Raw genomic sequence first — 26,890 nt, 5'->3', positions numbered from 1 at the left:
CGCATTATCATCATTGTTGAGCCATCGCCGGTTCTGCCGAGAGTGTCGCCGCTGCGCGTTCCGGACGGCGCGGAATAAACGAGACAAACCAGGCCACCAGCATGGTGAGCGAGCGGAAAATAACCTTCACCGACGGCGGAGAAAACTCCGCCAGGTGACGATATCCACGGAACCCCAGCTTCAGGATATCCAGCAGGCTTTCCATCGGCTTATCTTCCGGGAAGCTATCCTGCCAAAGCGCCCACGTATCTGCGCGGGCAAACGTACACTGTACAAAATCAATATGCTGTTGATTGCTTAACGGCAGCAGCTGTAGCCCGACCTCGCTGCCGTTGACCCGCGCGACCCGCACCGGGAAGGCGTACTCCTGCTGCCCGCGTTTCAGCAACAGCTTGACGTGCTGGCTTTCCAGCACCTGCGCCTCGCCGTGAATCTTGACCCCAAGGCCCCCGTCTGAGTAATCATGGACGGTACAGGAGAACAGGTGCCCGTCATCGCGGGCAATCGCCGCCGGCATCGACATCTCCACGCGGTGCGATCGCCGCACCTGCTTGCTTTCAACCGAGACCGCCACCGCGCCGCCGAGAATAATCAGGTTATAGAACACCCAGATAATGCTCACCCACACGGTCAGAATTTCGTTTTCCGGGCCGTACATAAAGCGCCAGATCCCCACCCCGACGCCGACCAGGTTCAGCAGCACGAGGTAGATATAGGGACGAGAGATCACCCAGTCGACGTACTCGTCCTCCACCAGTCCGCCTTTTGCCGTTACGTTGAATTTGCCCTTATGCGGGTTAATCAACGCGACAAAGGTCGGCGGCGCGATATACCACGCCAGCACCGTTTCATAGATCTCGCTCCAGAAAGAGTGGCGGTATTTGCCCTGAATCTTCGAGTTGGTCAGGCTGGCGTGAATCATATGCGGTAGCACGAACAGGGCGATCATCAGCGCTGGCGCATAGATGATATAGGCGTGCAGCAGCAGAAACGCCAGCGGCGCGGTCAGGAAGATCAGCCGCGGAATACCGGACAGAAAGTGCAGCATCGCGTTGACGTAGCAGATGCGCTGCGCCAGCTTCAGCCCTTTGCCAAACAAGGGGTTATCAAGGCGGAAAATTTGTACCATCCCGCGGGCCCAGCGGATGCGCTGGCCAATATGCGCCGATAGGCTCTCCGTCGCCAGACCGGCCGCCTGCGGGATACGCATGTAGGCTGAAGTGTGCCCGCGACGGTGCAGGCGCAGAGAGGTGTGGGCGTCTTCAGTCACCGTTTCCACGGCAATGCCGCCGATTTCATCCAGCGGGCCGCGGCGGATCACCGCGCAGGAGCCGCAGAAGAAGGTCGCGTCCCACATGTCGTTCCCATCCTGCACCAGGCCATAAAACAGCGTGCCTTCGTTCGGCGTTTTGCGGAATCGTCCCAGGTTGCGCTCAAACGGGTCCGGGGAGAAGAAGTGGTGCGGCGTCTGCATCATCGCCAACTCTTTCTCTTTCAGGAACCAGCCCATGGTCATCTGCAGGAACGAGCGGGTCGGCACGTGGTCGCAGTCAAAAATCGACACGAACTCGCCCTTGGCGTACTTCAGGGCGTTGTTGATATTCCCGGCTTTCGCGTGTTCGTGGGTGGTGCGGGCGATGTAGTGCACCCCGACGTCTTTGGCGAACTGGCGGAACTCTTCGCGCCCGCCGTCGTCGAGGATCCAGATATTGAGCTTGTCCTTCGGCCAGTCGATCCCCTGGGAAGCGTAAATGGTGTTTTTCACCACGTTGAGGTCTTCGTTGTAGGTCGGCACGAAAATATCGACCGTCGGCCACTGCGCCATATCCTCCGGCAGCGGGACCGGCTGACGGTTCAGCGGCCAGACGACCTGGAAATACCCCAGCACCAGCACCACCCAGGCGTAGGTTTCGGCGAACAGCAGAATTATCCCGCACACGAGGCTCACGGGATCATCCCAGTTGAGCGTCGAGGTGTAGCGCCACCAGATGTAGCGGCAGGAGACGGTCAGCGACAGCACGATCAGCATCAGGGCCGAAAAGCGTCCCGGAATGCGGCGCACCAGCAGCGCCACGCCCCACAGCAGCAGCAGGAAAATAAACTGCGAGAGCGGATTAAACGGCTGGGTAATACAGAGCAGCGCGAGGATTAGCGAGAAAAAGGTTATCGTGCCCAGAATAAGCCGCCGCAGCTTTGGCGACAGGTGAGCCAGCTCTTTATGTTTATCCAGGTGACCGGTGCGGGCGTTAACCTTTTCCGGCAGCTTTTCCAGCCACTGGGCATAGCGCCCCTGGACGCCTTCCAGCGCCGCCAGCGAACGCCAGTTGATCTTTTTATCCGGCTCCGGCACCTGCGTCGCCAGCAGCCACACGCACTGCAGCAGGTAGCGAATCGGGTCCAGCGGGCGCGGCCGATGCGGATTAATATGCGGGAAAAACTCGCCGTGACGTTCGCGAATAGCCTGCCAGCGCGGCGTTTCCAGCGGCATAAACGCCCATGCCAGAGATGCCCACAGGCAGCCCAGCGCGGCCGACAGCCACGACGCGCCGTGCTGGCGATAGTCGCGATAGCGCTCGTTCAGCCGTTTCCCGACCGGCGGCGCCAGCAGTAGGGTGCTCAGGCGAATCATTCCGCCCCCTTCCCGGCGTAGTGCAGCAGACACCAGTTGGCCAGCGTCAGTATCTCCTCCGCCGCCAGAGAGTCCTGCCGGTACTCGCCGAGCGGCTGCTTCGCCGCCAGACACTCCGCCATCGCCTCATCACGATGGATAGTCACCGGCAGAATGCGGCGCTGGCTCTCCAGCCACAGCTGATACAAATCCTCCTGCAGCTGGCTGCCGACGCGCAGATCGTTAATCAAAATATCGCTATTGACCGGCAGCGCCTGCTGATGCAGGCGAATATGGCTGTTGCCGTCCGGATGCACGATGACCAGCGTGCGGTCGCAGACGTCAATGAGGGAGCGGGTCAGCGGCGAGTAACCGTCCGGCAGGTCAATCAGCAGCCAGCGGTGATCGCCCTGCTGATGGAGCTTCTGCACCATCCCGGCCATCGGCGCCAGCGTCGGCTGAAGCTGGTCAATGTTCGCGCGCTCGCCCGGCGTCAGCTGACCAAAGGGCAAAAGATCGATATGCGAGGTGTAGCGCAGACCGGCGTCGCGCCAGTCGCTGCCGTCGATCGTGGCGCGCGCCCAGCCCGCTTTGTGGCTGAAATCGACGTTGAAAAAAAAGCGCAACATGTTGTCCGGGCTGGCGTCCACCACCAGTACGGTTTCACCGAGTAATTGCAGCGCCCAGGCCAGCGCAGCGGTAATCGACGTGGTGCCGGTACCGCCGCGCACGCCCTGTAATCCCAGAATCGCCATCGACGGCTTCCTTACTTTTTCTCTGCTAATTCAGCCAGTAATGGCCAGCGTTTTAGCGCCGCGGTTAACTGCTCGCGTCGGGAAATATCGTGGTAGTGAATATCAGGCAGGGAAAATGCCCGGCTTAACGCCAGGAAATCATTTTGAAACGTGTAGCCCAAAGTCGCATCGGTGGGTACAGCAGGCTCTTTTGCTGGCATTTCTCTGTCCGTTGGAAAATACAATAAATTAAACCGAGAGGCGTAAGATCATCCTTAAAATATGTTTACATGCTAAAACTGATGTCCTTTAATTTCAATGTTAGGTTTACTCTGACGCTTTCGCTAGTAAACTAATCAAGTGTAAATCAAGTCTCACGAGGGACGCCGTGGATATCGTATATTCTTTGGGTATTTCATCATTATGGGACGAAGTACGCCATATGCCCGTGGGTGGAGTATGGTGGCTGAATGTCGACCGCTATGCCGACGCGGTAAGCCTGCTCAACCATACGCTGGCGGCCCAGGATAAACAGAGCCAGGTTGCGGCGATAGTCATGGGTGATAACCCAAATAAAATCATTGAGCTAGAGAAAAATTGCGGGCCAGAAAAGGTGGCGTTATTTAGCATGCCGAACCGTGCTGAGGGGCTGCAAGAAATGCACCGCGATTTAGTTTGTTCCCTCGAACCTGGCAATTATTTGTTTATTCTGCTATGCGCTGAAAATGCCTGGCAGAATATAAAAAGCGATGATTTATGCAATTGGGTTGAGAAATCGTATCGATGGACTAATTATCATCGTTGTTCATTACTAGTACTTAATTCCGGGCACGATATCGATAAGCAACTCTCCCCTTTATTACGCGAGTACCGTTCGCTTTCCGGCCTGGCAAGTATTCGTTACCAGGGGGATAACCACCTGTTCGATATCGCCTGGTGGGGGAGCGAAAAAGGCATCAGCGCCCGGCAGCAGCTCATTGTTCTTCAGGATGAAAACGGCTGGCGGCTGGCACAGGATGAAGAAACGGTGGTGCAACCGCGCAGCGACGAAAAAGTCATTCTTAGCAATCTGCGCGTACTGGAAGGTGCCCCCGCGCTATCCGAATACTGGACGCTGTTCGATACCAATGACGCCGTTTTCAACGCCGGGAGGATGGCGCAGGCGGCAACGCTGATCTTCTCCATTACCCAGAACGAACAGATTGAACAGCTGGGACGCTATATCCATACCCTGCGCCGCCAGCGCGGCAGCGCGTTAAAAATCGTCGTCCGCGAACAAACGCCAAGCCTGCGCGCCACCGATGAACGCCTGCTGCTGAGCAGCGGCGCCAATATGGTTATTCCCAGCGGCGCGCCGTTATCCCGCTGCCTCACGCTTATAGAAAGCGTTCAAAAACAGCAGTTTACTCGCCATATCCCGGAAGATTTTAATACTCTGCTGACCTGGAGCCAGCCGCTAAAACTGCGCGGCTACCAGAAATGGGGGGACTTCTGCGAAGCGGTGCACAATATTATGGCCAACACCATGCTGCCCGCCGATGGCAAAGGCGTAATGGTGGCGCTGCGCCCGGCGCCCGGCCTGCGCGTAGAGCAGGCGCTGACGCTGTGTAAGCCCAACCGTATGGGCGACATTATGACCATCGGCAACAACCGCCTGGTGCTGTTTCTGTCATTTTGCCGGGTGAACGACCTGGATACCGCGTTAAACCATATTTTCCCTTTACCAACCGGCGATATTTTTTCTAACCGCATGATTTGGTTTGAAGATAAGCAAATAACGGCTGAAATCATGCAGATGCGCGGGATTCTGCCGGAGAACTGGAACACGCCGCTGCCCATTTCGCTTGGCAAAAATGAAACCATCAACGCCACCCATGACGGGCGAAGCTGGCGGCGCAACCCCGAGGCGCACCGTCTGTCCATTGATGGGGAGCCAACCTTATGATGTCTATCGCCGATATTATTCAGCTGGTCGTCCTGTGCGCCCTGCTGTTCTTCCCGCTGGGATACCTGACGCGCCACTACCAGCGGCGTATTCGCACCACATTAAGACTGATGTTCTTTAAACCCCGTTATGTCAAACCGGCTGGCGTGCTGCGCCGGGAAGCGACATCCAGGCAAGGCAAATCAACGAAATGACCAAACCCAAAACACCCACCGCGTCGCTTCCGCTCTGGCGGTACTGGCGAGGCTTATCTGGCTGGAACTTCTACTTTCTGGTGAAGTTCGCATTGCTATGGGGCGGATACCTCAATTTTCATCCCATGTTAAACCTGGTGTTTCTGGCCTTCCTGCTGGTGCCAATTCCGCAGTATAAGCTGCACCGTATCCGCCACTGGATAGCAATCCCGCTGGGTTTTATGTTGTTCTGGCACGACACCTGGCTGCCCGGCCCGGAAAGCATTGCCAGCCAGGGCTCGCAGATTGCCGGCTTCAGCGCCGACTATATCTGGGATCTGGTGACCCGCTTTATTAACTGGAATATGGTCGGCGCGTTCTTCGTGCTGCTGGTCCTGTGGCTGTTTATCAGCCAGTGGCTACGAGTGACGGTTTTCGTCTCGGCGATCGTGGTCTGGCTGGTGGTCAGTCCGCTGCTGCCCTCTTTCAGCCTTTGGCCGGCAGGTCAGCCGACGACCGCGGCGGCGAACACCGCCGTTAATACGGCCGGCGGAACGGCCATCGCGACCAATACTGCGCCGGCGAATAACGATATTCCGCCGCAGACCGAGCCGCCGACGTCGGCCAATCTCACCAACTGGCTGAATGCCTTTTACGCTTCTGAGCAAAAACGTAAAACCACTTTCCCGGATGCGCTTCCGGCCGATGCCCAGCCGTTTGATGTGCTGATAATCAACATCTGCTCGCTCTCATGGTCGGATATTGAAGCGGCCGGGCTGATGGATCATCCGCTGTGGAAGCATTTCGACCTGCTGTTCAAAAACTTTAACTCGGCGACCTCTTACAGCGGGCCGGCGGCGGCGCGTCTGCTGCGCGCCAGCTGCGGCCAGCTCTCTCATGCGAACCTTTATCAGCCATCGGGCAGCGAATGCTATCTGTTTGAAAACCTGGCGAAGCTGGGCTTCACCCAGCAGCTGATGCTCGGCCACAACGGTATCTTCGGCGACTTCCTGAAGGAGCTTCGCTCGCTGGGCGGGATCCAGAGCCCGCTGATGGATCAAAGCGGCCTGCCGGTCATTCTGCAGGGCTTTGACGGCTCTCCGGTCTATGACGACCAGGCGACGCTGAACCGCTGGCTGCAGTCGCTGGATAAGCTGAATACGCCGCGCACGGCGACCTTCTACAACACGCTGCCGCTGCATGACGGTAACCACTATCCGGGCCAGAGCAAAACCGCGGACTATAAAGCCCGTGCGCAGAAGTTCTTCGATGAGCTGGATAATTTCTTCACCGAACTGGAGAGATCGGGGCGTAAGGTGCTGGTCATCGTCGTACCGGAACACGGTGCGGCATTGAAAGGCGACAAAATGCAGGTTTCCGGCCTGCGCGATATTCCCAGCCCATCCATTACTAACGTACCGGCGGCGGTGAAATTTTTCGGCATTAAGGCAAGACACCCCGATGCGCCGATTATCATCAACCAGCCAAGCAGCTACCTGGCGATTTCTGAGCTGGTGGTCCGCGCCCTCGACGGCAAGATGTTTGACGAAAACGACATCAACTGGCAGCAGTATATTGCCAACCTGCCGCAGAGCGCGGCGGTGTCGGAAAACTCCAACGCCATCGTCATTCAATACCAGGGGAAACCGTATGTTCAGCTGAACGGCGGCAGTTGGGTCCCTTATCCGCAATAAACGAAAAAGGCCGCAGGATGTTACCCCTGCGGCCCCGTTCGGGCGCATGCTGCCACTAAGGCAGGCAGATACCCACCGGCCGGCTACTTCCGGTTATCCATCCGGCTCACGATAATGCTGACCAGAATGCCAGCAATCACCGGAGCCGCCAGATCGTCCCACAGCAGCAGGCCCAACTGAGCGAGCGTCATACAGCCGCCTTGTTGCAATGGCAACCGTTCGCGGCTATTCTCGAATTGTTGAGGTTCGAGATTAGCCCCCGATACGTTGCCAGGTTGATACCAAACAACGTGCGGGGGATTTCTCTTTCCAGCAACCCATCCATCGATGCCGCCGGGGTTCAAGCCCCCGCAACATTGCGCCTCACCGGGCGAGCCCGGCTTGCTGACGATTCTACTGGCCCGATCGGGTACCCGCACTCCGCCATTACGCGCGGTGCGAGACGCATTCCAGGAAACTTTTTTGTTGCAGCAATACAACGAAAAAGGCCGCAGGTTGTTACCCCTGCGGCCCCGTTCGGGCGCATGCTGCCACTAAGGCAGGCAGATACCCACCGGCCGGCTACTTCCGGTTATCCATCCGGCTCACGATAATGCTGACCAGAATGCCAGCAATCACCGGAGCCGCCAGATCGTCCCACAGCACCAGGCCCAACTGAGCGAGCGTCATACAGCCGCCTTGTTGCAAGGGCAACCGTTCGCGGCTATCCTCAAATTGTTCAGGTTTGAGAGTAGCCCCCGATACGTTGCCAGGTTGATACCAAACAACGTGCGGGGGTTTTCTCTTTCCAGCAACCAATTCATCTCTGCCGCCGGGGTTCAAGCCCCCGCAACATTGCGCCTCACCGGGCAAGCCCGGCTTGCCGACGATTCTACGGCGCCCTTCAGATTTCAGCACCCGGCTCGACTGCGTTATTCGAGGCGCATTCCATAGTTTACGCCTGGTCTTTATTTGCCAGCCATACCAGCAGCTTCAGGCTGGCGGAGTAATAGTCGTCCTGGGGCGTAATCTGCGGATCGGCCTGCGCTTCGCCAAGGGTTAAATCGCGTACCGCCAGCAGCCCGCCGGTCATAAACCACGGCGCCACTTCATCGGTATTCACGTTTATCCACGCCGGCGTCTGCAGACGCGGATAGCACTGGAACCAGTTTTTCCACGGCGTCAGCAGGCTGCTTTTCGGGTCACTCCAGTAGACATACAGCGGAATACGGATCGCATCGAAGCTCATTCGCGTCGGCCACTCTTTTGCCGGCTCCATCTTACCGTCCGCTCTTAAGGCCACCCAGTCGCTGGGAAGCTGCGATTTCCCCCACGCCATGTTTCCCAGCAGCGCCTGGCCATCGCTCTGCAGCTTTCTCCAGGCGGTTAGATGCGTACGCGCGGCGAAGGCCTGCCACGCCGGAAAGATAAAGTAGGAGGGGTTAAGATTCAGGTGGTCGTTGAGATAGAATCCCTTTGCGCCCGGAAGCATCACCTGACGACCGGCAAACGTGACCACCGTAGACTTCAGGAGCGAAGCGGTTATCGCATCCGACGCGCTGCCGTAGGATTTTTCATGCCACTGCTGCTGCGCGCGCAGCAGCGCCCAGGCAATCAGGGTATCACCATCGGTGGCATCGTTTTTGTCCGCCACCGGATTGGGCGCCACCGGGTTATAGCGCCAGTAAAACAACCCGTTATCTTTGTTACGTAGGGTTTTATCGGTCCACTGCCATAGCTTGTCAAAGGCGGGGCGATCGTTATTAGCCACCGCTAACAGCATGGCAAAACCTTGCCCTTCGGTATGGGAGACGTTGCCGTTGCCGGTATCAATAATGCGTCCGTCCGGCATCATAAAACGCGATTTATAGCTTTCCCACGCCGTATCGGCCCACGCGTGGGGAAGCATCATCACCGTCGTCACCACGACTGTCGCTAAAGCACGCAAGGACATAAATTCACCCTTCAGGGATGGAAGTAAAGAAACTGAACGTCAGAGACCGAAAACAGCCGCTCGCGCTGTAACACCACGTGCGCCGCGCCGCCCTGTCCCTGTAGCCAGCGGGAATAAAGCCCCTCGAGTATGGCACAAAACGCATTACACCAGCGGACGCGGCGCGCTTCATCGCGGCTCACCGGCAGCGCCTGATGGCGTAACCGCAGGCCGTCATCGCTAACCTCAACGCTCACTACGCCCCACTGAAACCGGCTTAGCTGCGCATTCATATTGGCTTCCAGCTCACCGAGCGTTTCCGACTCCGGTAGCGGATGCTCATCGGCCAGCGCCTCGCCCATTTGCCGCAGAAAGGGCTGGCTCTCCAGCTCGCCCGCGTTATTGACCATGCCATCAACCATAATCAGCAGCAGATCGAACCACCCGGCAGGGGTTTGCTGCTGCTGAAACCATGCCATTACCAGCGCATTATTATTGTCCGTCACGATCAGCGATCTCCCAGCATGTAGCGGATATAGAGGCCGGCGGTGCTCTCGTTGTAATCGCCGAAGGTGTCATAACCCACCTGGCCGCCGAGCGTCATCTGTTTATTGACTTTGTAATCCGCGCCGGCGCGCAGGGTATAGCCGATGCCGCTCTTCGAGGTGGCTGAATAGTAGGCCTCTTTGGCAAAACCGTTGCTCACAGCGGTCTCGAGCGTTTGCTGCCACTCGGCGTTGGTCGGGAAATAGGCGCTCTTATCCTGGCTGTAAGATTGATACCCCACCGAACCGCCAAGCTTCATCGTCCAGTTATCATATTTCTCCGTCAGGCTTACCGGCAGCGACACGCTGACGTAGTTCTGCGGGCTGAAGTAGCCCCCTTGTCCGTAGGTGAAGTAGCTCAGGTTTTTCGAGTAATCCATGTAGCTCATACTCAGCCCGGTCTGCAGCTGACGATACTCATCGTGGTAAGGCCGCAGATAAACCCCGGCGTTGGCGTTGATGCTGGTATTGCTGGCGACGTTTTGTCCCAGGTAGCTATAGCCCCCGCCGCCGACGTAGAAACCGGCATCGCCGTCGTCATAGCTGAGCTGCAGGGTACCGCCGTTTTTGGTCACCTGACCCCAGGTTTTGCCGGAGTAGGAATCCTTCAGCCCCACCCAGGAGAGCAGGCTGTCGGTCAGCGAACGACGCTCGCCGGTAAAAATCAGCGACAGATAGTTAGTCAGCTTCGGCGACCACTTCACGCCGCCCACAACGGTATTCAGATCCTGACCCAGCGGCGTGCTGCCGATATCGACGCGATATTCGTCGCCGCTCAGCGCCAGCGCCAGCGCCACGCCGTTGGCTTTTTGCGAATCGGTTGAGCCGCTGGCCCGATCAACGTTAGGTTTCAGATTTGAAGAAGCCAGATAGCTGGCGACCTGCCCGGAATCGTAAGCGCCCAGCTTCGCCAGATTCTCCATGCCGCTGCTGGTGGTGGCGTTAAAGTCTGAAGCATTCAGCGTGCCGAGACCGCTCAAGGTCTCCGCCCCCGGATTGTTGGCAAAGTACGTCGTGCGCTCGGTATCGGTCATCGCCGCAATCGCCGCCTGCTCGCTGGTGGCGGTGGAGATCATATTGGAGACCGCGTTTGATAGCGGATTCGCGCCATAGCGCCGCCAGGCGTCCCCGGTTGCCGTCCCTGCGTTCAACGTAATCGGCGTCACGGTAAAGTCGAAACGCGAATCACCGAACGGCGAAGAGGACCAGGTCAGCGGGGTTTTGATTTCGGTCAGCTTGCTGGTGCCGGATTCGCCATCGCGGCCGCGAACCTCCATGCCCCCCTGCAGCCAGGTCCCGGTTTTTTCCTGCAACGTCTCCATCATGGTATCCACCTGGCGCAGCATCCGGGTCTGCGCGGTTTCGACCGGCAGATCGGTGCGCTGGATCCCCGGCAGCGTGCTGCCATCGCCCGTCGATACCTGAGAAACCTGCCACGGCATATATTGCCCGTAGGTGGAAGCGGTACGCGTCGCCGCCGGCGTGCGCGAGACGCCGACGAACGGATTATCCGCCGCCAGCACGCCGCCCACGGTCGGCGTTTGCGTACCGTTGCTGCTCTGTAACCCCAGCAGCCTGCCGCGAGCGCTGCGCAGATAGGTCATCGCCTGCTGATGATGGCCCTGCGATTCGGCCACGCGCGCCAGCAGCAGCAAACGGTCCGGCGAATTATCCGGGCGCAGCCCGCCTGCCAGCTGCGCCGCCCGGTCGTTATCGCCCGCCGACAGCGCGACATCAATAGCCCCGCTGCGCGCGTCCTGGGTCGGCGTATCGCGGGTCATCAGGTAGTCATAGACGACCCCGGCCTCTTTATTCATTTTGCCGCTCTGATAGAGACGCGCCATGGCGAACATCAGGTCGGTATTTTGCGGGTCGCTCTGCATGGCGCCCATCAGCTTGTCATACGCCGCCGCGTAGTTACCCTGCTCGCGCAGGCGATCCGCGTCGTTAATCACATAGCCGTTGCGAATGCTGGCCAGCTGCGTCGGCGTACTGCTTGCCTGCAGCTGCGGGTTGGTGAGCAGCCTCTGCGCTTCGTTGGTCAGGCCAGCCTGGTTAAGCACCGTCACCTGATCGGCGTAATCCCCGGCGTTGCCGGAGATGCCGCCGTTAATATTGTTACGCACCAGCGATACCGCGGTAGTGACATCGCCGCTCTGGGCCAGCAGGCGCGCCAGTTTACCGACATCCGCCGGGGCTTTTGGCGGCGTCGCGGCCATCGCCCTCAGCGTATTGGACGCCGCGACGGAATTACCCTGCGCCAGATACCCCTCGGCCGTCGCCAGCTGCAGGTTGTAGTTCACCCGCTGGTGCAAATCGCGCATCTGGCTGGTCTGGCTGGCGGGGGGAATTCTTGCCAGCAGCGTTTGCGCCTGCTGCCAGCCGCCGTTCTCGCTGGCGAAAAGGGCGGCGGCGTACAGCGAGCTGCTGCTGGCGCCGGGACGATACGCGGCGCCCATAATCGCGTTCGCCTCGCCGTCGTTGCCGGATTTTTGCAGCAGTCGGGCCAGATCGAGGCGCATCCACGCATCGTCCGGATAGCGAGAAACGCCCTGGCGCAGCGTGGCGATCGCCCCGGACACGTTACCGCCGCTGGCTTGCTCCTGGGCCTGTCGACGCAGGGAGTCTCCCGGCGTCCCGGTGACCACGCGCGGCTGCAGCTTTTGCTGCAGGCTTTCCGGCAGCGTTCGCAGCAACGACTGGGCTTCTGCGGTTTTATTCTGTTCACGCAGAACGTAATAGAGATTCTCCCGGGCGGGGCCATTTTGCGGCTGCTCGTTGAGCAGCGCCCGCAGCGTTTGTTCGGCCTGGGGCAGGTCTTTGTTGTGGCGCAGAACGTCGGCGCGGAACAGCTTCGCCGCCGAGCCCTGCGTCCCGCTCTGCTGCGCCAGCGGCGCGGAGAGCGCCAGCGCCTGGCTAATGTTGCCTTGCTTATAGGCCTGCTGCGCCTGAGCAAGCTGGCCGTAAAACAGCGCATCCCCTGCCTGCTGACGCCGGGTTTCAGAGCCCTCGCCGCCGAGATCCGCCGCCCGGCCCAAATACTGAGAGGCCGCCTGAAAATCGCCGCTGCGCTGGGCGATATAGCCCATCCCGGCAAGCGCGTCAGCATCCTGCGGATTGGTTTGCAGGACCTGTTCAAACTGCTGCTTCGCCGCGGCGGTATTGCCGCTGTTCAGGTCAGCGTAACCCTGACCGCGCGCCTGGCCGCTGCGCCGTTCGCGGAAGTAGTTCTGCACTTCGCTATCCTGCGGGTGGCGCTGCATCCAGGTATCGTAAAACGGCTCATCTCCCGGCTGCGGCCCCATCCACAGCAGCGCCTGACGCAGTCCCGCATCGGCTTCTTTGCTGCCGCTGGCCATCGGCTCCAGCATGGCGATCCCTTCCCGGCGGGTCTCTTCGCGCCAGGTCAGCGCCTTGCCCAGGGCCACGCGCGGCCCGTTCTCCTGCGGATGCTGAGCGACGTACTGACGCAGTTCGCTCAACGCCTGCGGATAGAGCGATTTGTCGCTGGCCATCGTCATGTAGTATTCCGCCGCCAGTCCGGAAGGCGGAACGCTGCCGTTGAACATACTCCGCCAGGTCGCCAGCGCGGCAGGCACGTTGCCGCTGCGCGCCTGCTGTCTGGCCAGGTTGAGCTGCCCCTGCGGGACCTGCGCCATTTTTTTGGCGCTATCCAGATCCTGCAGGCCGGGACTGTTGGGCGCCGCTTTCTCCAGTCGCGCCCGCCACTGGGCCGCGGCCTGCAGGTTGCCCCCCTGCTGCGCCCACAGCGCCATCAGATACAGCGCCTGAGCGTTGTTGGCATCCACCGATAACACTTTTTGCAGCGATTCCATCGCCAGCTCGTCGTGCGATTTTTCGTGCCAGTAGTTGGCCTGCGCAAACAGCGCCTGCAGCGCCGCATCGTTACCCGCCGCCTGCGCCTCGCCGAAGGCGCCAAGCGTCAGCGCGCCGGACAGGCACAGCGTGGAAAATTGACGGGCCGCCTTCGTATTCATTTTACCGGCTCTTTTCATTGGCTATCTCCCGACTCCAGGCGCTTGCGGGCATGACGTTTGAACATCGCGGTCAGCGCCAGACCCAGAATGGACGTGGCGATTAACCCCAGCACCGCCAGCAGGCCGGAGTGCTGGTTGGCATACCACACCGCCATCATGTACCACGGCATCTGGCCGCTGGGGAACGGCGTACTGACCTGGAAACTACGCACGCCGTTATCGCTGGTAATCACCGCCGTATCGCCGCGAATACCGGCATTGATGCGCGGTGAATTAAGATCGTCTTCCAGTTTCGCCAGCTGATCGTCGCTGCTGGCCATCGCCACCACGACCACCCGCTGCGGGTTCCACGGCGAGCGATAGCTAATAAACCCGCGCCAGGCGCTGCTGGAAGAGAAATAGCGATCGGCATCCACGCCGTCGGAGGCCCAGTCGCCGCTCAGCCTGCGCTGAATTTTTGTCCATAGCGCCGGTTCACGTACGCTCAGCAGGTTATCGACCGGTTGATAGGGAGAATCGGCCAGCAGGCGCTGATTAAACGCTTTCTGATCGAGGGCGCTCACCGCCAGGACATCGCGATCGCGCAGAAACAGCGCATTCGCGCCGTCGTCAGGAACGCCCAGCATCACGCGGTTATTGGCCAGCGCTTTCCCGGTCGAATTACCCGAACGGGCGGCCAGATTCAGCATCGTCGCGACCTGCGTTTCCGAAGGCTGTTCCGGCAGCAGCAGCGTGGTTTGCGAATAATCCGCCAACCGGGAGAACGGGAACGACGCGCCGACAAAATAGGAAAGATTCGGCAACAGCGAGAAGTGCCGCGTACCGCTCAAATCGATCCACGAGTCGTCGGTGATGCGGCTTTTAATCGTGCTGTTCAGCAGGACCGAACAGGGCGCGCTGTCCTTCGGCACCAGATTGAAATAGAGCGAGAGCTGGTTATCGCCGTAAATCAGATACGGCGCCAGCGGGATAGTGAAACGCTCCTGACGCGCGTCGCCGCCCAGGTGACGCCAGAGCTTCTCCAGCGGACCCTGTTTATTCATCGGCAGGTTGTTGAGGAAGGTGTTGTTGAGCGTCACGCTCAGCAGCGACTTATCCTCGTTAATCCAGCTCTCCGACGGGAAACGGTAGCCGATCTGCAGGGGGATGGTTTCGCCATCCCACAGGTAGAGGTCCGGCGCGGCGCGGAAGGCCACGCGCAGCGGTTCATGCCATACGCCGCTGACGGTCATACTTTGATCCTGGCGGATCAGCTCGCTAATTTTTACCGGCCGATCGGTGGCGATCCAGCGCGGGGCGTCGTACGGCTTGCTGACGGCTATCGTCTGCGGATCAACATCCATGCTGGCCATCTGCGGGGCGAAATCGCCGCGGGTCAGTCGCCAGGCGGCCATCCGCAGCGCCGCGTCGTTCTGGCCGACGATGAGCAGCAGCTTATAGGCCGGATTGCCGGGGTTCTCAACGATCCGCAGCAGCGGCTTGTCGGTTTGCGGCAGCGTCAGGCCGCCCACCCGATCGCCGGGGTGGCCGATGATAATACCGTGCTTCTCGGGCAGGCGATCGCGCAGCGCGTCAAAAGCGATACCGCGATAATCGGCCTGAATACCCAGCCATGACGATACCAGCACCGCAGCGCTGAAAATATCCGCCGTTGGTTTCTCCGGATACGCGATAGCGATATCCGCCGGCGTCATCTGCATGCTGTCGAAAAACGGGCGCGGGAAATGGCCTAAATCGTTGCTGATATTAAGCTGCTGGCTCTCCCAGCTAAAGTGGGAGGCGGGCAAAATGGTCACCCGCGAGGTGTCGTGAATATCGAGCCGGCACTGCATTGCATCGCCGTCGTTAATCTTAAAGCTCAGGTTGTTGCTGGAGACCATCAGCGCCGCCGGAATATCCAGCTGATAGTGCGAGATCTCCTCGCCGTCCACGCCCAGCGGTAGCGTGCCGAGCGGCTGGCCGTTGAGCATTAACTGCAGCGTGGCGTTGCGGGACGCCATCTCCGGCGAGACCTTAACATCCAGCATCAGCTGGGCATGGGTGACCACCTGATCGGAGGGCAGCGTAAAGCTGGCGCCGCCCTGGTTTTGTCCACCGCTAAGGATGATGCCGTCCGGCATGCCCATCTGCGTGAGGTTCAGGTCTCCGCCGACAATCGGCGTTAGCGGCACCGTATCAGCGACCCCGGAAGCAACCGGCGACGGCATCGCGGGTAGCGAAGCCGGCTGAGGGACGTTTGCCGGCGCGGGCTCCGTCGTGGCGGGCGAATTCGCTTCGCTGGCAGGCGCATCAGGTAGCGGAAAATTAAGCGGCGGCAATGCGTCAGAGGGCGTTTCCTCGCTATGCAGCGCTGGCGCAGAGAGCATACCGGCCAGCAGCGCAAGCGTCGTTAAACGTTTCATAGGCTGCCGTCCTCCTGCGCGGGATTCGCCGCAGGCGGCTGACGACGCTGGCTACGGCGCGTCTTCCACGTCAGCCAGAACAGTTCGAATACGCAGCGCAAAATGGTGGCAAAAGAGCGGAACGGGTTGTCCTGCGGGCGCGGCGGGTTAATCCACGCATCGGCGCGGGCCAGCACCACGCGCACCAGCTCGCGGCGGCGGGAGAGCTGAATATTTTCATCAAATTGCAGACGAATAAACTGGTCGTCAGCGGTGACCTGGCGCACCGGGATCGAAATCGCGCCGGACTGGAGAATCAGCTCAATCTCTTCGATTTCATCCTGCAGGTGACGCTTATCCGGCGCGCTTACGCGGCAGCCGCCCATGGACAGGTCCGCAGTGTGGCTGCGGGAGACAATGCCGCTGGTGTAGTGGATCAGTACCGGAATATCGACATCAATACGAATCGTTTTTCGCACCTGACGGGTTTCGCGCGCCACGGCAATGGCGGCCAGCAGGAAGATCAGGCTGTAAATCCCCCAGCCGACGTTCAGCGCGATAACGTTCGGGTCTGAGCCAAAGTAGTCGTGACCGATAGCGCGGACGATACCGACCACCACCCCCAGGCCCAGCAGACAGGCGACGACCAGGTGCGGTCTGACGACGGTAAAGTCGAAGTAGCCCACGTCCAGCAGGCCGCCTTTATCGGTCACGTTGAATTTCCCGCGTTTGGGGAAAATCATGGTCACCAGCGTCGGCAGCACCAGGTGGAACGCCAGCACGATATCGTAGATTTCGCCCCAGAAGCTGTAACGATAGCGGCCGTTCATGCGCGAGCCGACATAGATCGCGAGGAACAGATGCGGCAGCGCGTAGGAGACAATCAGGCTGGCCGAGGAGTAGATGATATTCAGGTTAAACAGCAGGTAGGCCAGCGGTGCGGTGACAAAGACCACCCGCGGCAGGGCGAACTGATAATAGAGCATGGCGCTGAGATAGCACAGGCGCTGCTGGAACGTCAGCCCACGGCCCAGTAGCGGGTTATCCAGACGGAATATTTGCGTCATCCCGCGCGCCCAGCGGGTACGCTGAATCACGTGCACCACCAGACGTTCGGTGGCTAAGCCGGCCGCCAGAGGAATATCAAGGAACGCCGACTTCCAGCCCAGGCGCTGGAACTTCAGCGCGGTATGGGCATCTTCGGTCACGGTCTCTACCGCAAAGCCGCCGATCTGTTCCAGCGCGGCGCGGCGAATGACGGCGCAGGAGCCGCAGAAAAAGGTCGCGTTCCAGTTGTCGTTCCCCTGCTGAATCGGGCCATAAAACAGCATCCCTTCGTTAGGAATATTGCGGCCCACGGAGAGGTTGCGCTCAAAAGGGTCCGGCGAATAGAAGTAGTGCGGCGTCTGCACCAGCGCCAGCATCGGATCGTTGAGGAATCCGCCCACCGTCGCCTGCAAAAAGACGCGGGTTGCCACGTGGTCGCAATCAAAAACGCAGATAAGCTCGCCGTGGGTCAACGTCATCGCGTGGTTGAGGTTGCCCGCCTTGGCGTGTTTGTTATCGTTACGGGTGATATACCCAACCCCAACGTCGGCGGCGAATACCGCGAATTCATTGCGCTTACCGTCATCCAGCAAATAGATTTTTAATTTATCTTTTGGATAATCAATACACTGCGCAGCCAGCACCGTATCACGCACCACCTCAAGCGGTTCGTTATAGCTGGGAATATAGATATCCACCGTCGGCCATTTGCTCATATCATCCGGCAGCGGGACAATTTCACGCTTTAGCGGCCAGACCGTTTGCAGGTAGTTAAGCAGCAGCATTACCCAGATATAGACTTCCGCCAGAAACAGCCCCATCCCCAGAATCGCTTCGATGGTGGAGTTAAAATGCAGGGTCTGCGTTAAACGGAAATACATATAACGGGTCGACATCAGCAGCGATGTCACCACCATGATGACGGAAACGCTGCGGTTTTTACTGAACCCCATCACAAAGAGAATACCGATGCTCAGGAGGCCAAAAATATACTGCTTTTGGCTGTCCATCGGCGTGATCACCACCAGCACGGCAATGGGCGAAAGTACCAGTACCAGCAACCAGAAAAGCGTCTTTTTCATTCAGCAGCCCTGCAATTAAATTAAAGCCCTGACCTGCGAGGCTGGCTATGCACCTTGCCGTCACCAATATTGATACCCAACTGCGCAGAGATTTTTTTGGCAATAATTTCAATATCAAAGGCGGCTGCGGAGGAGGAGTTAAAGTCCAGGATCGACTTCTGGGAAGCATTAGCTTCCACCACGCTTTCATCACGATGGATGATGCCCAGCAGACGATCGCCCAGCTTTTCTTCCATTAACGCCGTAACATCGCGACTGACCTGGCGACGGTTATCGCTCTGGTTAATCACAAAATAGTGTCCGAGTTTATGGTTGAGTTCGCCCCCGGTCAGACGCTGCTTTTCGACGTGCGCCAGCGCGGACGTCGAGGCGGTATCCGCCAGCAGCGGTACCAGATGCATATCGGCAAGCGAAGTGAGCGCCTTTAGCGCGGGCGAAGGGCCCGGCGGCAGGTCGGCAATCGTAATCAGCCCCGGATAATTGAGTAATGCCGCCAGGCCACGGGTCAGGAAATGCTCGTCATGGCTCAGGCGTTCATCGAAGGCCTGCCGCTGCGCGTCGCTCACGTCGCCGTAGGGCAAGACGAAGATATTGCTGCCGGCGCTTAATACGCACTGGCTCCAGTCATGGAGCTCCAGCGCTTTCGCGACATAGCCGCGCTCGTCGCTGAGGGGGACGCCAAAATGCAGGCGCAGGGCGTTCTGCACATCAAAATCGAGGGCCAGAACTTTACTGCCTGCGCGGGCCAGCGCCCAGGCCAGATTTGCCGCCAGGGTCGTTTTTCCTACGCCGCCTTTCGGTGAACACACGCAGATCAACGGCATGTCGCAATCCTCTCCAGGAGTGATTTCAGTGACTGATCTTTATCTTTTGCTACCGGCTCCGCGGTTTTGGCCGCAAAAAGATGGGCAAAACCCTCCGTCGTCGGCGCGGCCGCCGGACGAGGCCTGACTGCCGGAGCAGGGACGCTGACCGGTACCGGCTGCGCAGCAGCCTGAGAAGCCGCCGGCTGGGGGGCGGGCGCAGCCGCTGCCAGGCTTTGCGGCAGCGCAGGCTCTACGGCCGCCGCAGCAGCAATGTCCGTCAGGGGGGCGGGCTGCGGCGCGGAGGGCGGGATAATCAGGGACGGTGCAGCCAAAGAGGGCGCCGGGGGAGCCTGAACGGCCGCAGGCTCCACCTTGTGAAACATATCGGCAGGAACCCGCTGCGGCAGAGGTAAGGAAACTGACCCACCCATGGCCAAAGAAGACACTTCCTCCGCCGGAATAAGTTGATTGAGAATAACCCAATCCCCTTTTTCACCGGCGGCGGCTTCTGATGAGAGGTCCTTGAATTTTAGACTGTGTGTCCGCGTCTTTTCCTTGAAGCGCTGCAAATCATCATAATGGTTCATAGATAACCTCATGATTTAAATACGTCATATTTAATCTGTTTTAATTGTCATCCCACGCCACTAAAGCGTAGTTTAATTTGTTGTTTTTTGGGCATTTACCCGGCGTTACGGCCGTCACAATACGCTAACTTTAGTCGCGTTTTGATTATTTTGGATAGGTCAGGCTGGTGTAATTCCATAGTGGTAGTGCGGTTACACTAACAGTTCTTTTTCAAAATGATAGCCCCATTTTTTGGGCGGCTGCGCCGTCAATCCCCCCGCAGCCTGCCAGGCTATTAGCAGATCGTAGTTTTTTATACTGTCTGAATTTTAAAAAACGGCGTAATACACGCCAGGGGAAGGCTAAAGAGAATACATTTTAATATTTTTTAAGGCGTTTAGAAATCACTTACCGCGCTTAATTAAAATAATAAAATATTGTTCCCGTCCAAAATAAATAGCTCAGGATGTTAGCCAAAAACCAGGAATATAAAGCGTTGACCGAACAACAAGGAACAGTTTTATGCATCGCTTTTGCTGTTAATTTGCTCCGGCTAAAGAAACAATCAAGATAAAGTAAAATACATTCATGTAGTTATCCCGGACTCCCGAGATAGCAATGGTTGTGGCGTAAAATGCCAGTATTGTTCGTTGTCGGTTGTTCCAACAGTGCTGAGTTATGGTTAAAAAAAAGCCGAAGCACAGGCTTCGGCTTTGATTATCGATTGCCTGAATCAGCTCAGGGGCTTCTCGCCGTTCTGATCCTGGTCGACCGCAAAGCAGGCTACCAGCTGGCCGCCGTAGTCCTTCAGCTGCGGCTGAAGCTGGGTGCATGGGCCGAAACGGCGACGGCAGCGGGCGTTAAACGCGCAGCCCGGCGGCGGATTCAGCGGGCTCGGCAGCTCGCCGGTGAGCTTGATGCGCTCGCGGCGGTCATCCGGATTCAGACGCGGCGTTGCCGACAGCAGCGCCTGCGTGTACGGATGCTGCGGGTTGTTGAAGATTTGATCTTTCGTCCCTTTCTCCACGCAGCGGCCTAAATACATCACCATCACTTCATCAGCGATATGCTCCACGACCGACAGATCGTGGGAGATAAAGACGTAAGAAAGCCCCAGATCCTGCTGTAAATCCATCATCAGGTTCAGCACCTGCGCGCGCACCGAAACGTCCAGCGCGGAAACCGGTTCGTCGGCGATCACCACGTCCGGGTCAAGCATCAGACCGCGGGCAATGGCGATACGCTGACGCTGGCCGCCGGAGAACATATGCGGATAGCGGTCGTAGTGCTCGGTTTTCAGGCCCACTTTGGCCATCATCGCCAGCGCCTTCTCCCGGCGCTGCTCTTTGCTCAAGCTGGTGTTGATCTGCAGCGGCTCTTCCAGAATCTGCCCCACCTTTTTACGCGGGTTTAGCGAACCGTAGGGGTTCTGGAACACAATCTGGATTTTCTGCCGGCGCAGCTTCTGCGCCTGCGGATCGTGCTTAAGCAGGTCCTGTCCCTGGTAATAGAGCTCGCCGCCGGTGGGGATTTCAATCATCGTCAGCAAACGACCGAGCGTGGATTTACCGCAGCCGGACTCCCCCACTACCGCCAGCGTTTTACCGCGTTCAAGGGTAAACGAGACGCCGTCCAGCGCCTTGACCAGGCGTTCCGGCGTGAAGAGCCCCTTCTTCACCGGATAGTATTTTTTCAAATCGGTGGCCAGCAACAGAGGCTGTTGCGTGGTGGCCTCATGCGTACTCATAGCCCAGGCCTCCCGGCATCATCAAGTGGGTAATGACATTTCGACTGGCGACCGCCGTTAAGCAGGTTCAGCTCAGGTTCTTCGCTGCGGCATTTGTCGGTCGCATAGGGGCAGCGCGGGTTGAGCAGACAGCCGCTCGGACGGTCGTATTTGCCCGGCACCACGCCCGGCAGCGAGGCAAGACGCGCTTTATCCTGAGCGAACTCCGGCAGCGCGCGCAGCAGCGCCTGCGTATAGGGATGGCGAGGCGCGCGGAAGATATCCTTCGCATCGCCGGTTTCCACCACCTGCCCCGCGTACATGACGATGATTTTGTGCGCCGCTTCGGCCACCAGCGCCAGATCGTGGGTGATCAGGATCAGCGCCATATTCTCTTTCTGCTGCAGCTCCAGCAGCAGCTCGATGATCTGCGCCTGGATGGTCACGTCCAGCGCCGTCGTGGGCTCATCGGCAATCAGCAGCTTTGGCCGACAGGCGATGGCCATCGCAATCATCACGCGCTGGCTCATACCGCCGGAAAGCTGGTGCGGATAGACGTCAAGACGCGAAGCCGGATCGGGGATCCCCACCAGCGTCAGCAGGTCAATCGCCCGCTGCACGCGGGTTTTCTTGTTGCCGCCCTGGTGCACCTTAATGGCTTCCATAATCTGGTAACCGACGGTATAGCACGGATTCAGGCTGGTCATCGGGTCCTGGAAGATCATCGCCACTTCCGCGCCCACCAGCTGGCGGCGCTCTTTTTCGGAAATGCGCTTCAGGTCGCGACCGTTAAACTCCAGCTTTTCAGCCATCACCCGGCCGGGATAGTCAATCAGCCCCATAATCGCCAGCGAGCTGACCGATTTACCCGAGCCGGACTCGCCGACGATACCGACCACTTCGCCCTGATTTACGCTGTAGCTTACGCGATCTACGGCGCGGAACGGCGTCCCTTCGTCGCCGAAGTGCACCGAGAGTTTATCTACATTTAATAACGCCATCTCGAACCTCTTACTGCTTCAGTTTGGGATCGAGCGCGTCACGCAGACCGTCACCCATCAGGTTAAATGCCAGCACCGTCAGCAGGATAGCGACACCCGGAAAGGTGACGACCCACCAGGCGCTCTGCGCGAACTGCAGCACGTCGGAGAGCATCGTGCCCCACTCCGGTGTCGGCGGCTGCGCACCCATGCCAAGGAAGCCAAGAGCGGCCATATCGAGAATGGCGTTAGAGAAGCCCAGCGACGCCTGAACAATCAGCGGCGCAAGACAGTTAGGAAGAATGTTGATGAACATCTGACGCATCGCGCCTGCCCCCGCCACGCGGGAAGCGGTTACGTAGTCGCGGTTTACCTCTACCAGCACCGCCGCTCGGGTCAGACGCACGTAGTGCGGCAGGGCGACAAAGGTCAGCGCTATCGAGGCATTGACGATCGACGGACCGAAGATGGCTACCAGCACCAGCGCCAGCAGCAGACTCGGCAGCGCCAGCATAATATCGACAACGCGCATAATGACCGAGTCAACCACGCCGCCAAAGTAGCCCGAGACAAGACCGAGCACCACGCCGAGGATCAGCGACAGTACCACCACCAGACAGCCGACCAGCAGCGACAGGCGCGCGCCGTACATCAGGCGCGACAGGATATCGCGGCCGACGTCATCGGTGCCTAGCAGGTGGCTCACGCTGCCACCCTCCTGCCAGAACGGCGGAGCCAGCAGCGCATCGCGGAACTGATCCGCCGGATTATAGGGCGCGAGGAAGTTGGCGAAGATGGCGATGATAATCATCACCACGACATAGGCCAGCCCCACGACGGCGCCTTTGTTGCGTTTAAAATAGTGCCAGAACTCCTGCAGAGGGGTCATTGGCACCGGCGCGGCGACAACTTTATTTTCAGTAATTTGTGACATGATGGCCCCTTACTTCTTATGCCGGATACGCGGGTTCACCACGCCGTACAACAGGTCGACCAGCAGGTTGACGAGAATAATCATCGTCGCCACCAGCAGCACCCCGCCCTGCACCACCGGATAGTCGCGGCGCTGCAGCGCGTCAATCAGCCAGCGGCCAAGGCCCGGCCAGGAGAAGATGGTTTCGGTCAGGATGGCCCCCGCCAGCAGCGTACCGACCTGCAGACCGATCACCGTGACCACCGGCAGCATCGCGTTACGCAACGCATGAACGATGATCACCCGCATCCGCGTCAGGCCTTTCGCGCGCGCGGTACGGATATAATCCTCGCCCAGCACTTCCAGCATTGATGAACGGGTCATACGCACGATCACCGCCAGGGGAATCGTCCCCAGCACCACGGCGGGCAGGATCATATGCATTACCGCATCAATAAAGTCGCCCGGCTCGCCCCAAATCGCGGTATCGATCAGCATAAATCCGGTCAGCGGCAGGGTATCGTCAAGGAAGACGGTATCGCTGATGCGCCCGGAAACCGGCGTCAGGTTAAGCTGTACCGACACCAGCATGATCAGCATCATGCCCCACCAGAAGATGGGCATAGAGTAGCCTGTCAGCGCGAGGCCCACGGAGGTGTGGTCGAAGATAGAGCCGCGTTTAACCGCCGCCAGCACGCCCACCGGGATCCCGACGATGACGGCAAAAATCATCGCGCAGACGCCCAGCTCCATCGTGGCCTTAAAGCGCGGTACAAACTCTTGCCAAACGGGAATACGGCTTTTCAGCGAGATGCCCAAATCGCCGTGCATCACGCCCCAAATATAGTTGACGTACTGCTGCCACATCGGTTTATCGAGGCCCATTTCGGCCAGCAGCTGCGCGTGACGTTCAGGGGAAATACCACGTTCGCCCGCCATAATCATCACCGGGTCGCCGGGGATCATATGAACGAAGGCAAAAGTGAGAAGGGTAATACCGATAAATGTTGGGATGACAAGTCCCAAACGTCGGAGAATGAACTGCAACATAACCCGGATTCTCTCTGGAGACGGCCCGCCTGGTGACAGGACGTCTGTATTGCTCACAAATGTCAATTCCCTCTCCCCAAGGCGGGGAGAGGGGAAACACGCTGTTATTATTCGATAGAGACGTTATCGAAGTGGTGTTTACCTAATGGATCGACCACGTAGCCTTTGACCTCTTTACGCACCGGCTCATAGACGGTGGAGTGGGCGACGATCAGCGCCGGAGCCTGATCGTGCATCACGACCTGAGCCTGCTTATACAGCTCAATGCGTTTGTTGTGGTCATCGGTGGCGCGAGCCGGCTGAATCAGGTCTTCAAACGGCTTGTAGCACCAGCGGGAGTAGTTAGAACCGTCTTTTGCCGCCGCGCAGCTGAACAGGGTGGCGAAGAAGTTATCCGGATCCCCGTTGTCGCCGGTCCAGCCCATCATGACGGTCTGATGCTCGCCCGCTTTCGCGCGCTTGAGGTATTCACCCCACTCGTAGGTCACGATCTTGGCCTGGACGCCGACTTTCGCCCAGTCGGCCTGAATCATCTCAGCCATACGGCGCGCGTTCGGGTTATACGGACGCTGTACCGGCATCGCCCACAGGTCGATGGTGAAGCCTTTTTCCAGGCCTGCTTCTTTCAGCAGCGCTTTCGCTTTCTCTGGATCGTAGGTGTAGTCTTTAACGTCGTCGTTATAGCCCCACATGGTCGGCGGGATCAGGTTCTTCGCGGCCTGGCCTGCGCCCTGGTAAACGGCCTTGATAATCGCTTCTTTGTTGACCGCGTAGGTCAGCGCCTGGCGAACTTTGACATCATCCAGCGGCTTCTTCTCGGTGTTGAAAGAGAGGTAGCCGACGTTCAGGCCCGGCTGTTCCAGCAGCGTGATGTTTTTGTCTTCCTTCATGCGCGCGATATCTGCCGGGTTCGGGTACGGCATAATCTGGCATTCGTTTTTCTGCAGCTTAGCGTAGCGCACGGAAGCATCAGGGGTAATGGAGAAGACCAGGCGATCGATTTTCGGCTTGGTGCCCCAGTAGCCCGGGAAGGCTTTATAGAGAATACGGGAGTCTTTCTGGTACTGCAGCAGCTGGAACGGGCCGGTACCGATTGGGTTGAGGTCCACTTTCTCCGGCGTACCGGCTTTCAGCATGTTGTCGGCATACTCTTTTGACAGAATAGAGGCGAAGTCCATGGCGAGATCGGCAAGGAACGGCGATTCCGGACGGGTCAGCACGAACTGGACGGTGTTATCGTCCACTTTCTTCACTTCGCTAATCAGGTCAGGTAATCCCATCCCTTCAAAGTATTCATAGCTGCCGCCAGACACTTTATGGTACGGGTTATTGGTATTTTTTTGTCTGTCGAAGGAGAAGACAACGTCATCGGCGTTCAGCGTGCGGGTCGGTTTAAAATCTTTATTATCCTGCCACTTCACGTCTTTACGCAGATGGAAGGTATAGGTTTTCCCGTCTTCGCTAACTTCCCATTTTTCAGCCAGGCCCGGGATGACTTCCGTGGTGCCGGTTTTGAATTCCACCAGGCGGTTATAAATCGGCACTGAGCTGGCGTCATAGGTGGTACCAGAGGTGAAGAGCTGCGGGTTAAAGCCTTCCGGCGAACCTTCTGAACAATAAACCAGGGTCTTCGCTTGTACGCTTGCTGCGACGGTCATGGCAACCAGGCTCAGACCAAGCTTCAGCATCCCTGATTTCTTCAAGGAAATACTCATTATTCTGCTCCAAATGTGATGTTGTTTGCATATATCCGCCAGACCTTTATTTATTTTTATTCGTCATATTGCGAACTACGGATGCGTTGGCTGCGCTCGATAACCCCGGTCACATAGTCATCTATGCTCCTTGGGATTCTCACGCTTGCCGCCTTCCCGCAGCTCGAACTATTTAGAATATACCCGGTCCGGTCGGTGGTGCCCGAAAGCGTTGAGAGAGATGGGGATTCCTTTCACAAAAACGACTGAGTTGCAGTACGGATTCTCCATGAAATGCCCCTCATGCCCTACAATCTGTCAACAGAATGGGGAAACGTCAATACAGCCAACCTGGTTTTACATCCGGTGTGAGAATTGGCGGGCAAAGATTAAAAAAAGTGCAAAGCGCTATTTCCAGCAGAGAAATTTATGCTAGCGGCCAATAGACAGAATAAACGCCTTAATATTTTCCAGCAGCCAGTGATAAGCAATTATGGTAAATGGTAAAAATTTCTTGCGATGTGACCAATATGTGAGCGATAAATAGCGTGAACGTTAAAACGCACAGCGGAAAATGCTGAAGTTATCCATAAGCTTCGCGAAAAAAGATCGGAGTATATATAAAAAAATACAATGGAAGATGTCACAAAATAGGGAATTGGCGCCAGGAAATGAGGGTGGAGGCGTTTTCTTACACTCTTAGCAAGCAGCGTATTTTCCCGGAGGCGATGCTGACGCATCTGTCCGGGCTACCGGCCCGCAGACAACGCTGAACCCGTAGCCCGGGCAAGGCGCTTTGCGCCGCCCCCGGGAGCGGTGTGCAGTACGGCAGCATTTCCCGGAGGCGATGCTACGCATCTGTCCGGGCTACCGGCCCGCAGACAACGCTGACCCCGTAGCCCGGGCAAGGCGCTTTGCGCCGCCCCCGGGAGCGGTGTGCGGTGCGGCTGGATTTCCCGGAGGCGATGCTACGCATCTGTCCGGGCTTGTATGATTACTCCGTCAGAAAGAACCGGCCAGTTCTCTCTGATGGCG

19 protein-coding genes and 1 pseudogene are annotated in these 26,890 nt (G+C 58.2%); 3 read left to right on the top strand and 17 right to left on the bottom strand.

Annotated features, from left to right (window positions below):
• Positions 1 to 10: 10 nt before the first annotated feature.
• Genes bcsA (ABLU87_RS25400) through bcsR form a run of 3 tightly spaced genes read right to left on the bottom strand, consistent with a single transcriptional unit; the run spans position 11 to position 3,563 of the window.
• The gene (gene bcsA / locus ABLU87_RS25400; RefSeq protein WP_122117114.1) at positions 11 to 2,629 is read right to left on the bottom strand and encodes a UDP-forming cellulose synthase catalytic subunit; all 2,619 of its coding nucleotides are present in this window, start codon (positions 2,627 to 2,629) and stop codon (positions 11 to 13) included.
• On the bottom strand, positions 2,626 to 3,363 hold the full coding sequence (gene bcsQ / locus ABLU87_RS25395) for a cellulose biosynthesis protein BcsQ (protein ID WP_032694187.1): 738 nt from the start codon (positions 3,361 to 3,363) through the stop codon (positions 2,626 to 2,628). The genes bcsA (ABLU87_RS25400) and bcsQ (ABLU87_RS25395) overlap by 4 nt, the downstream gene beginning before the upstream one ends.
• A gap of 11 nt (positions 3,364 to 3,374) precedes the next feature.
• A complete protein-coding gene (gene bcsR / locus ABLU87_RS25390; RefSeq protein WP_004855289.1) occupies positions 3,375 to 3,563 on the bottom strand; it encodes a cellulose biosynthesis protein BcsR in 189 nt (62 codons plus the stop codon).
• Between the two features lie 167 nt (positions 3,564 to 3,730).
• Here bcsR and bcsE point away from each other — a divergent pair, with 167 nt between their 5' ends.
• Genes bcsE through bcsG form a run of 3 tightly spaced genes read left to right on the top strand, consistent with a single transcriptional unit; the run spans position 3,731 to position 7,154 of the window.
• Complete coding sequence (bcsE, locus tag ABLU87_RS25385) at positions 3,731 to 5,287, top strand: cellulose biosynthesis protein BcsE (RefSeq protein WP_025106804.1); 1,557 nt, start codon at positions 3,731 to 3,733, stop codon at positions 5,285 to 5,287.
• A complete protein-coding gene (bcsF, locus tag ABLU87_RS25380) occupies positions 5,284 to 5,481 on the top strand; it encodes a cellulose biosynthesis protein BcsF (RefSeq protein WP_014227175.1) in 198 nt (65 codons plus the stop codon). The genes bcsE and bcsF overlap by 4 nt, the downstream gene beginning before the upstream one ends.
• Positions 5,478 to 7,154 carry a cellulose biosynthesis protein BcsG gene (gene bcsG, locus ABLU87_RS25375; RefSeq protein ID WP_025106803.1) on the top strand — a complete coding sequence of 559 codons (1,677 nt, stop codon included), beginning with the start codon at positions 5,478 to 5,480 and terminating at the stop codon, positions 7,152 to 7,154. Before bcsF ends, bcsG begins: the two co-directional genes overlap by 4 nt.
• 83 nt (positions 7,155 to 7,237) lie before the next feature.
• Here the strand turns inward: bcsG and ABLU87_RS25370 are convergent, their stop codons facing one another.
• From ABLU87_RS25370 to dppA, 14 genes and pseudogenes are all read right to left on the bottom strand, one after another.
• Positions 7,238 to 7,345: a type I toxin-antitoxin system toxin Ldr family protein gene (locus tag ABLU87_RS25370; RefSeq protein WP_014227177.1), complete on the bottom strand. Its 108-nt coding sequence runs from the start codon at positions 7,343 to 7,345 to the stop codon at positions 7,238 to 7,240.
• Between the two features lie 370 nt (positions 7,346 to 7,715).
• Positions 7,716 to 7,823 (bottom strand): type I toxin-antitoxin system toxin Ldr family protein, encoded by a 108-nt coding sequence (locus ABLU87_RS25365; protein WP_004855299.1) that lies wholly within the window; start codon positions 7,821 to 7,823, stop codon positions 7,716 to 7,718.
• Positions 7,824 to 8,088: 265 nt separating this feature from the next.
• Entirely contained in the window at positions 8,089 to 9,087 is a 999-nt protein-coding gene (locus ABLU87_RS25360) for a glycosyl hydrolase family 8 (RefSeq protein ID WP_064357672.1), read from the bottom strand.
• Positions 9,088 to 9,098: 11 nt separating this feature from the next.
• Positions 9,099 to 9,575, bottom strand: coding sequence for a cellulose biosynthesis protein BcsD (gene bcsD, locus ABLU87_RS25355; RefSeq protein WP_025106801.1), 477 nt, complete (start codon positions 9,573 to 9,575; stop codon positions 9,099 to 9,101).
• The gene (locus ABLU87_RS25350) at positions 9,575 to 13,627 is read right to left on the bottom strand and encodes a cellulose biosynthesis protein BcsC (protein WP_122117113.1); all 4,053 of its coding nucleotides are present in this window, start codon (positions 13,625 to 13,627) and stop codon (positions 9,575 to 9,577) included. The genes bcsD and ABLU87_RS25350 overlap by 1 nt, the downstream gene beginning before the upstream one ends.
• The gene (bcsB, locus tag ABLU87_RS25345) at positions 13,624 to 16,011 is read right to left on the bottom strand and encodes a cellulose biosynthesis cyclic di-GMP-binding regulatory protein BcsB (protein ID WP_122117112.1); all 2,388 of its coding nucleotides are present in this window, start codon (positions 16,009 to 16,011) and stop codon (positions 13,624 to 13,626) included. Before bcsB ends, ABLU87_RS25350 begins: the two co-directional genes overlap by 4 nt.
• Positions 16,008 to 18,119 carry a UDP-forming cellulose synthase catalytic subunit gene (bcsA, locus tag ABLU87_RS25340; RefSeq protein ID WP_014227182.1) on the bottom strand — a complete coding sequence of 704 codons (2,112 nt, stop codon included), beginning with the start codon at positions 18,117 to 18,119 and terminating at the stop codon, positions 16,008 to 16,010. Before bcsA (ABLU87_RS25340) ends, bcsB begins: the two co-directional genes overlap by 4 nt.
• Positions 18,120 to 18,139: 20 nt before the next feature.
• Positions 18,140 to 18,932, bottom strand: a pseudogene (bcsQ, locus tag ABLU87_RS25335) (cellulose biosynthesis protein BcsQ).
• Between the two features lies 1 nt (position 18,933).
• On the bottom strand, positions 18,934 to 19,512 hold the full coding sequence (bcsO, locus tag ABLU87_RS25330) for a cellulose biosynthesis protein BcsO (protein WP_196942104.1): 579 nt from the start codon (positions 19,510 to 19,512) through the stop codon (positions 18,934 to 18,936).
• A 713-nt stretch (positions 19,513 to 20,225) separates the two neighbouring features.
• Positions 20,226 to 21,239, bottom strand: a complete 1,014-nt coding sequence (dppF, locus tag ABLU87_RS25325) for a dipeptide ABC transporter ATP-binding subunit DppF (RefSeq protein ID WP_014227185.1) — start codon at positions 21,237 to 21,239, stop codon at positions 20,226 to 20,228.
• A complete protein-coding gene (gene dppD, locus ABLU87_RS25320; RefSeq protein WP_004855320.1) occupies positions 21,236 to 22,219 on the bottom strand; it encodes a dipeptide ABC transporter ATP-binding protein in 984 nt (327 codons plus the stop codon). The genes dppF and dppD overlap by 4 nt, the downstream gene beginning before the upstream one ends.
• A gap of 10 nt (positions 22,220 to 22,229) precedes the next feature.
• Complete coding sequence (dppC, locus tag ABLU87_RS25315) at positions 22,230 to 23,132, bottom strand: dipeptide ABC transporter permease DppC (RefSeq protein ID WP_025106797.1); 903 nt, start codon at positions 23,130 to 23,132, stop codon at positions 22,230 to 22,232.
• A gap of 9 nt (positions 23,133 to 23,141) precedes the next feature.
• A complete protein-coding gene (dppB, locus tag ABLU87_RS25310) occupies positions 23,142 to 24,161 on the bottom strand; it encodes a dipeptide ABC transporter permease DppB (RefSeq protein WP_014227188.1) in 1,020 nt (339 codons plus the stop codon).
• Positions 24,162 to 24,268: 107 nt separating this feature from the next.
• On the bottom strand, positions 24,269 to 25,876 hold the full coding sequence (gene dppA, locus ABLU87_RS25305) for a dipeptide ABC transporter periplasmic-binding protein DppA (RefSeq protein WP_004855324.1): 1,608 nt from the start codon (positions 25,874 to 25,876) through the stop codon (positions 24,269 to 24,271).
• Between the last annotated feature and the right edge of the window lie 1,014 nt (positions 25,877 to 26,890).

The sequence above is a fragment of the Klebsiella sp. CB_Kp196 genome (assembly GCF_040061575.1).
Lineage (GTDB): Bacteria > Pseudomonadota > Gammaproteobacteria > Enterobacterales > Enterobacteriaceae > Klebsiella > Klebsiella michiganensis.
This window is presented reverse-complemented; position numbering and strand designations above follow the sequence as displayed.

Coding starts and splice junctions, on each gene's coding strand:
- bcsA (WP_122117114.1), bottom strand. CDS start 2,629: ATGATTCGCCTGAGCACCCTACTGCTGGCGCCGCCGGTCGGGAAACGG.
- bcsQ (WP_032694187.1), bottom strand. CDS start 3,363: ATGGCGATTCTGGGATTACAGGGCGTGCGCGGCGGTACCGGCACCACG.
- bcsR (WP_004855289.1), bottom strand. CDS start 3,563: ATGCCAGCAAAAGAGCCTGCTGTACCCACCGATGCGACTTTGGGCTAC.
- bcsF (WP_014227175.1), top strand. CDS start 5,284: ATGATGTCTATCGCCGATATTATTCAGCTGGTCGTCCTGTGCGCCCTG.
- bcsG (WP_025106803.1), top strand. CDS start 5,478: ATGACCAAACCCAAAACACCCACCGCGTCGCTTCCGCTCTGGCGGTAC.
- ABLU87_RS25370 (WP_014227177.1), bottom strand. CDS start 7,345: ATGACGCTCGCTCAGTTGGGCCTGCTGCTGTGGGACGATCTGGCGGCT.
- ABLU87_RS25365 (WP_004855299.1), bottom strand. CDS start 7,823: ATGACGCTCGCTCAGTTGGGCCTGGTGCTGTGGGACGATCTGGCGGCT.
- ABLU87_RS25360 (WP_064357672.1), bottom strand. CDS start 9,087: ATGTCCTTGCGTGCTTTAGCGACAGTCGTGGTGACGACGGTGATGATG.
- ABLU87_RS25350 (WP_122117113.1), bottom strand. CDS start 13,627: ATGAAAAGAGCCGGTAAAATGAATACGAAGGCGGCCCGTCAATTTTCC.
- bcsB (WP_122117112.1), bottom strand. CDS start 16,011: ATGAAACGTTTAACGACGCTTGCGCTGCTGGCCGGTATGCTCTCTGCG.
- bcsA (WP_014227182.1), bottom strand. CDS start 18,119: ATGAAAAAGACGCTTTTCTGGTTGCTGGTACTGGTACTTTCGCCCATT.
- bcsO (WP_196942104.1), bottom strand. CDS start 19,512: ATGAACCATTATGATGATTTGCAGCGCTTCAAGGAAAAGACGCGGACA.
- dppF (WP_014227185.1), bottom strand. CDS start 21,239: ATGAGTACGCATGAGGCCACCACGCAACAGCCTCTGTTGCTGGCCACC.
- dppD (WP_004855320.1), bottom strand. CDS start 22,219: ATGGCGTTATTAAATGTAGATAAACTCTCGGTGCACTTCGGCGACGAA.
- dppC (WP_025106797.1), bottom strand. CDS start 23,132: ATGTCACAAATTACTGAAAATAAAGTTGTCGCCGCGCCGGTGCCAATG.
- dppB (WP_014227188.1), bottom strand. CDS start 24,161: ATGTTGCAGTTCATTCTCCGACGTTTGGGACTTGTCATCCCAACATTT.
- dppA (WP_004855324.1), bottom strand. CDS start 25,876: ATGAGTATTTCCTTGAAGAAATCAGGGATGCTGAAGCTTGGTCTGAGC.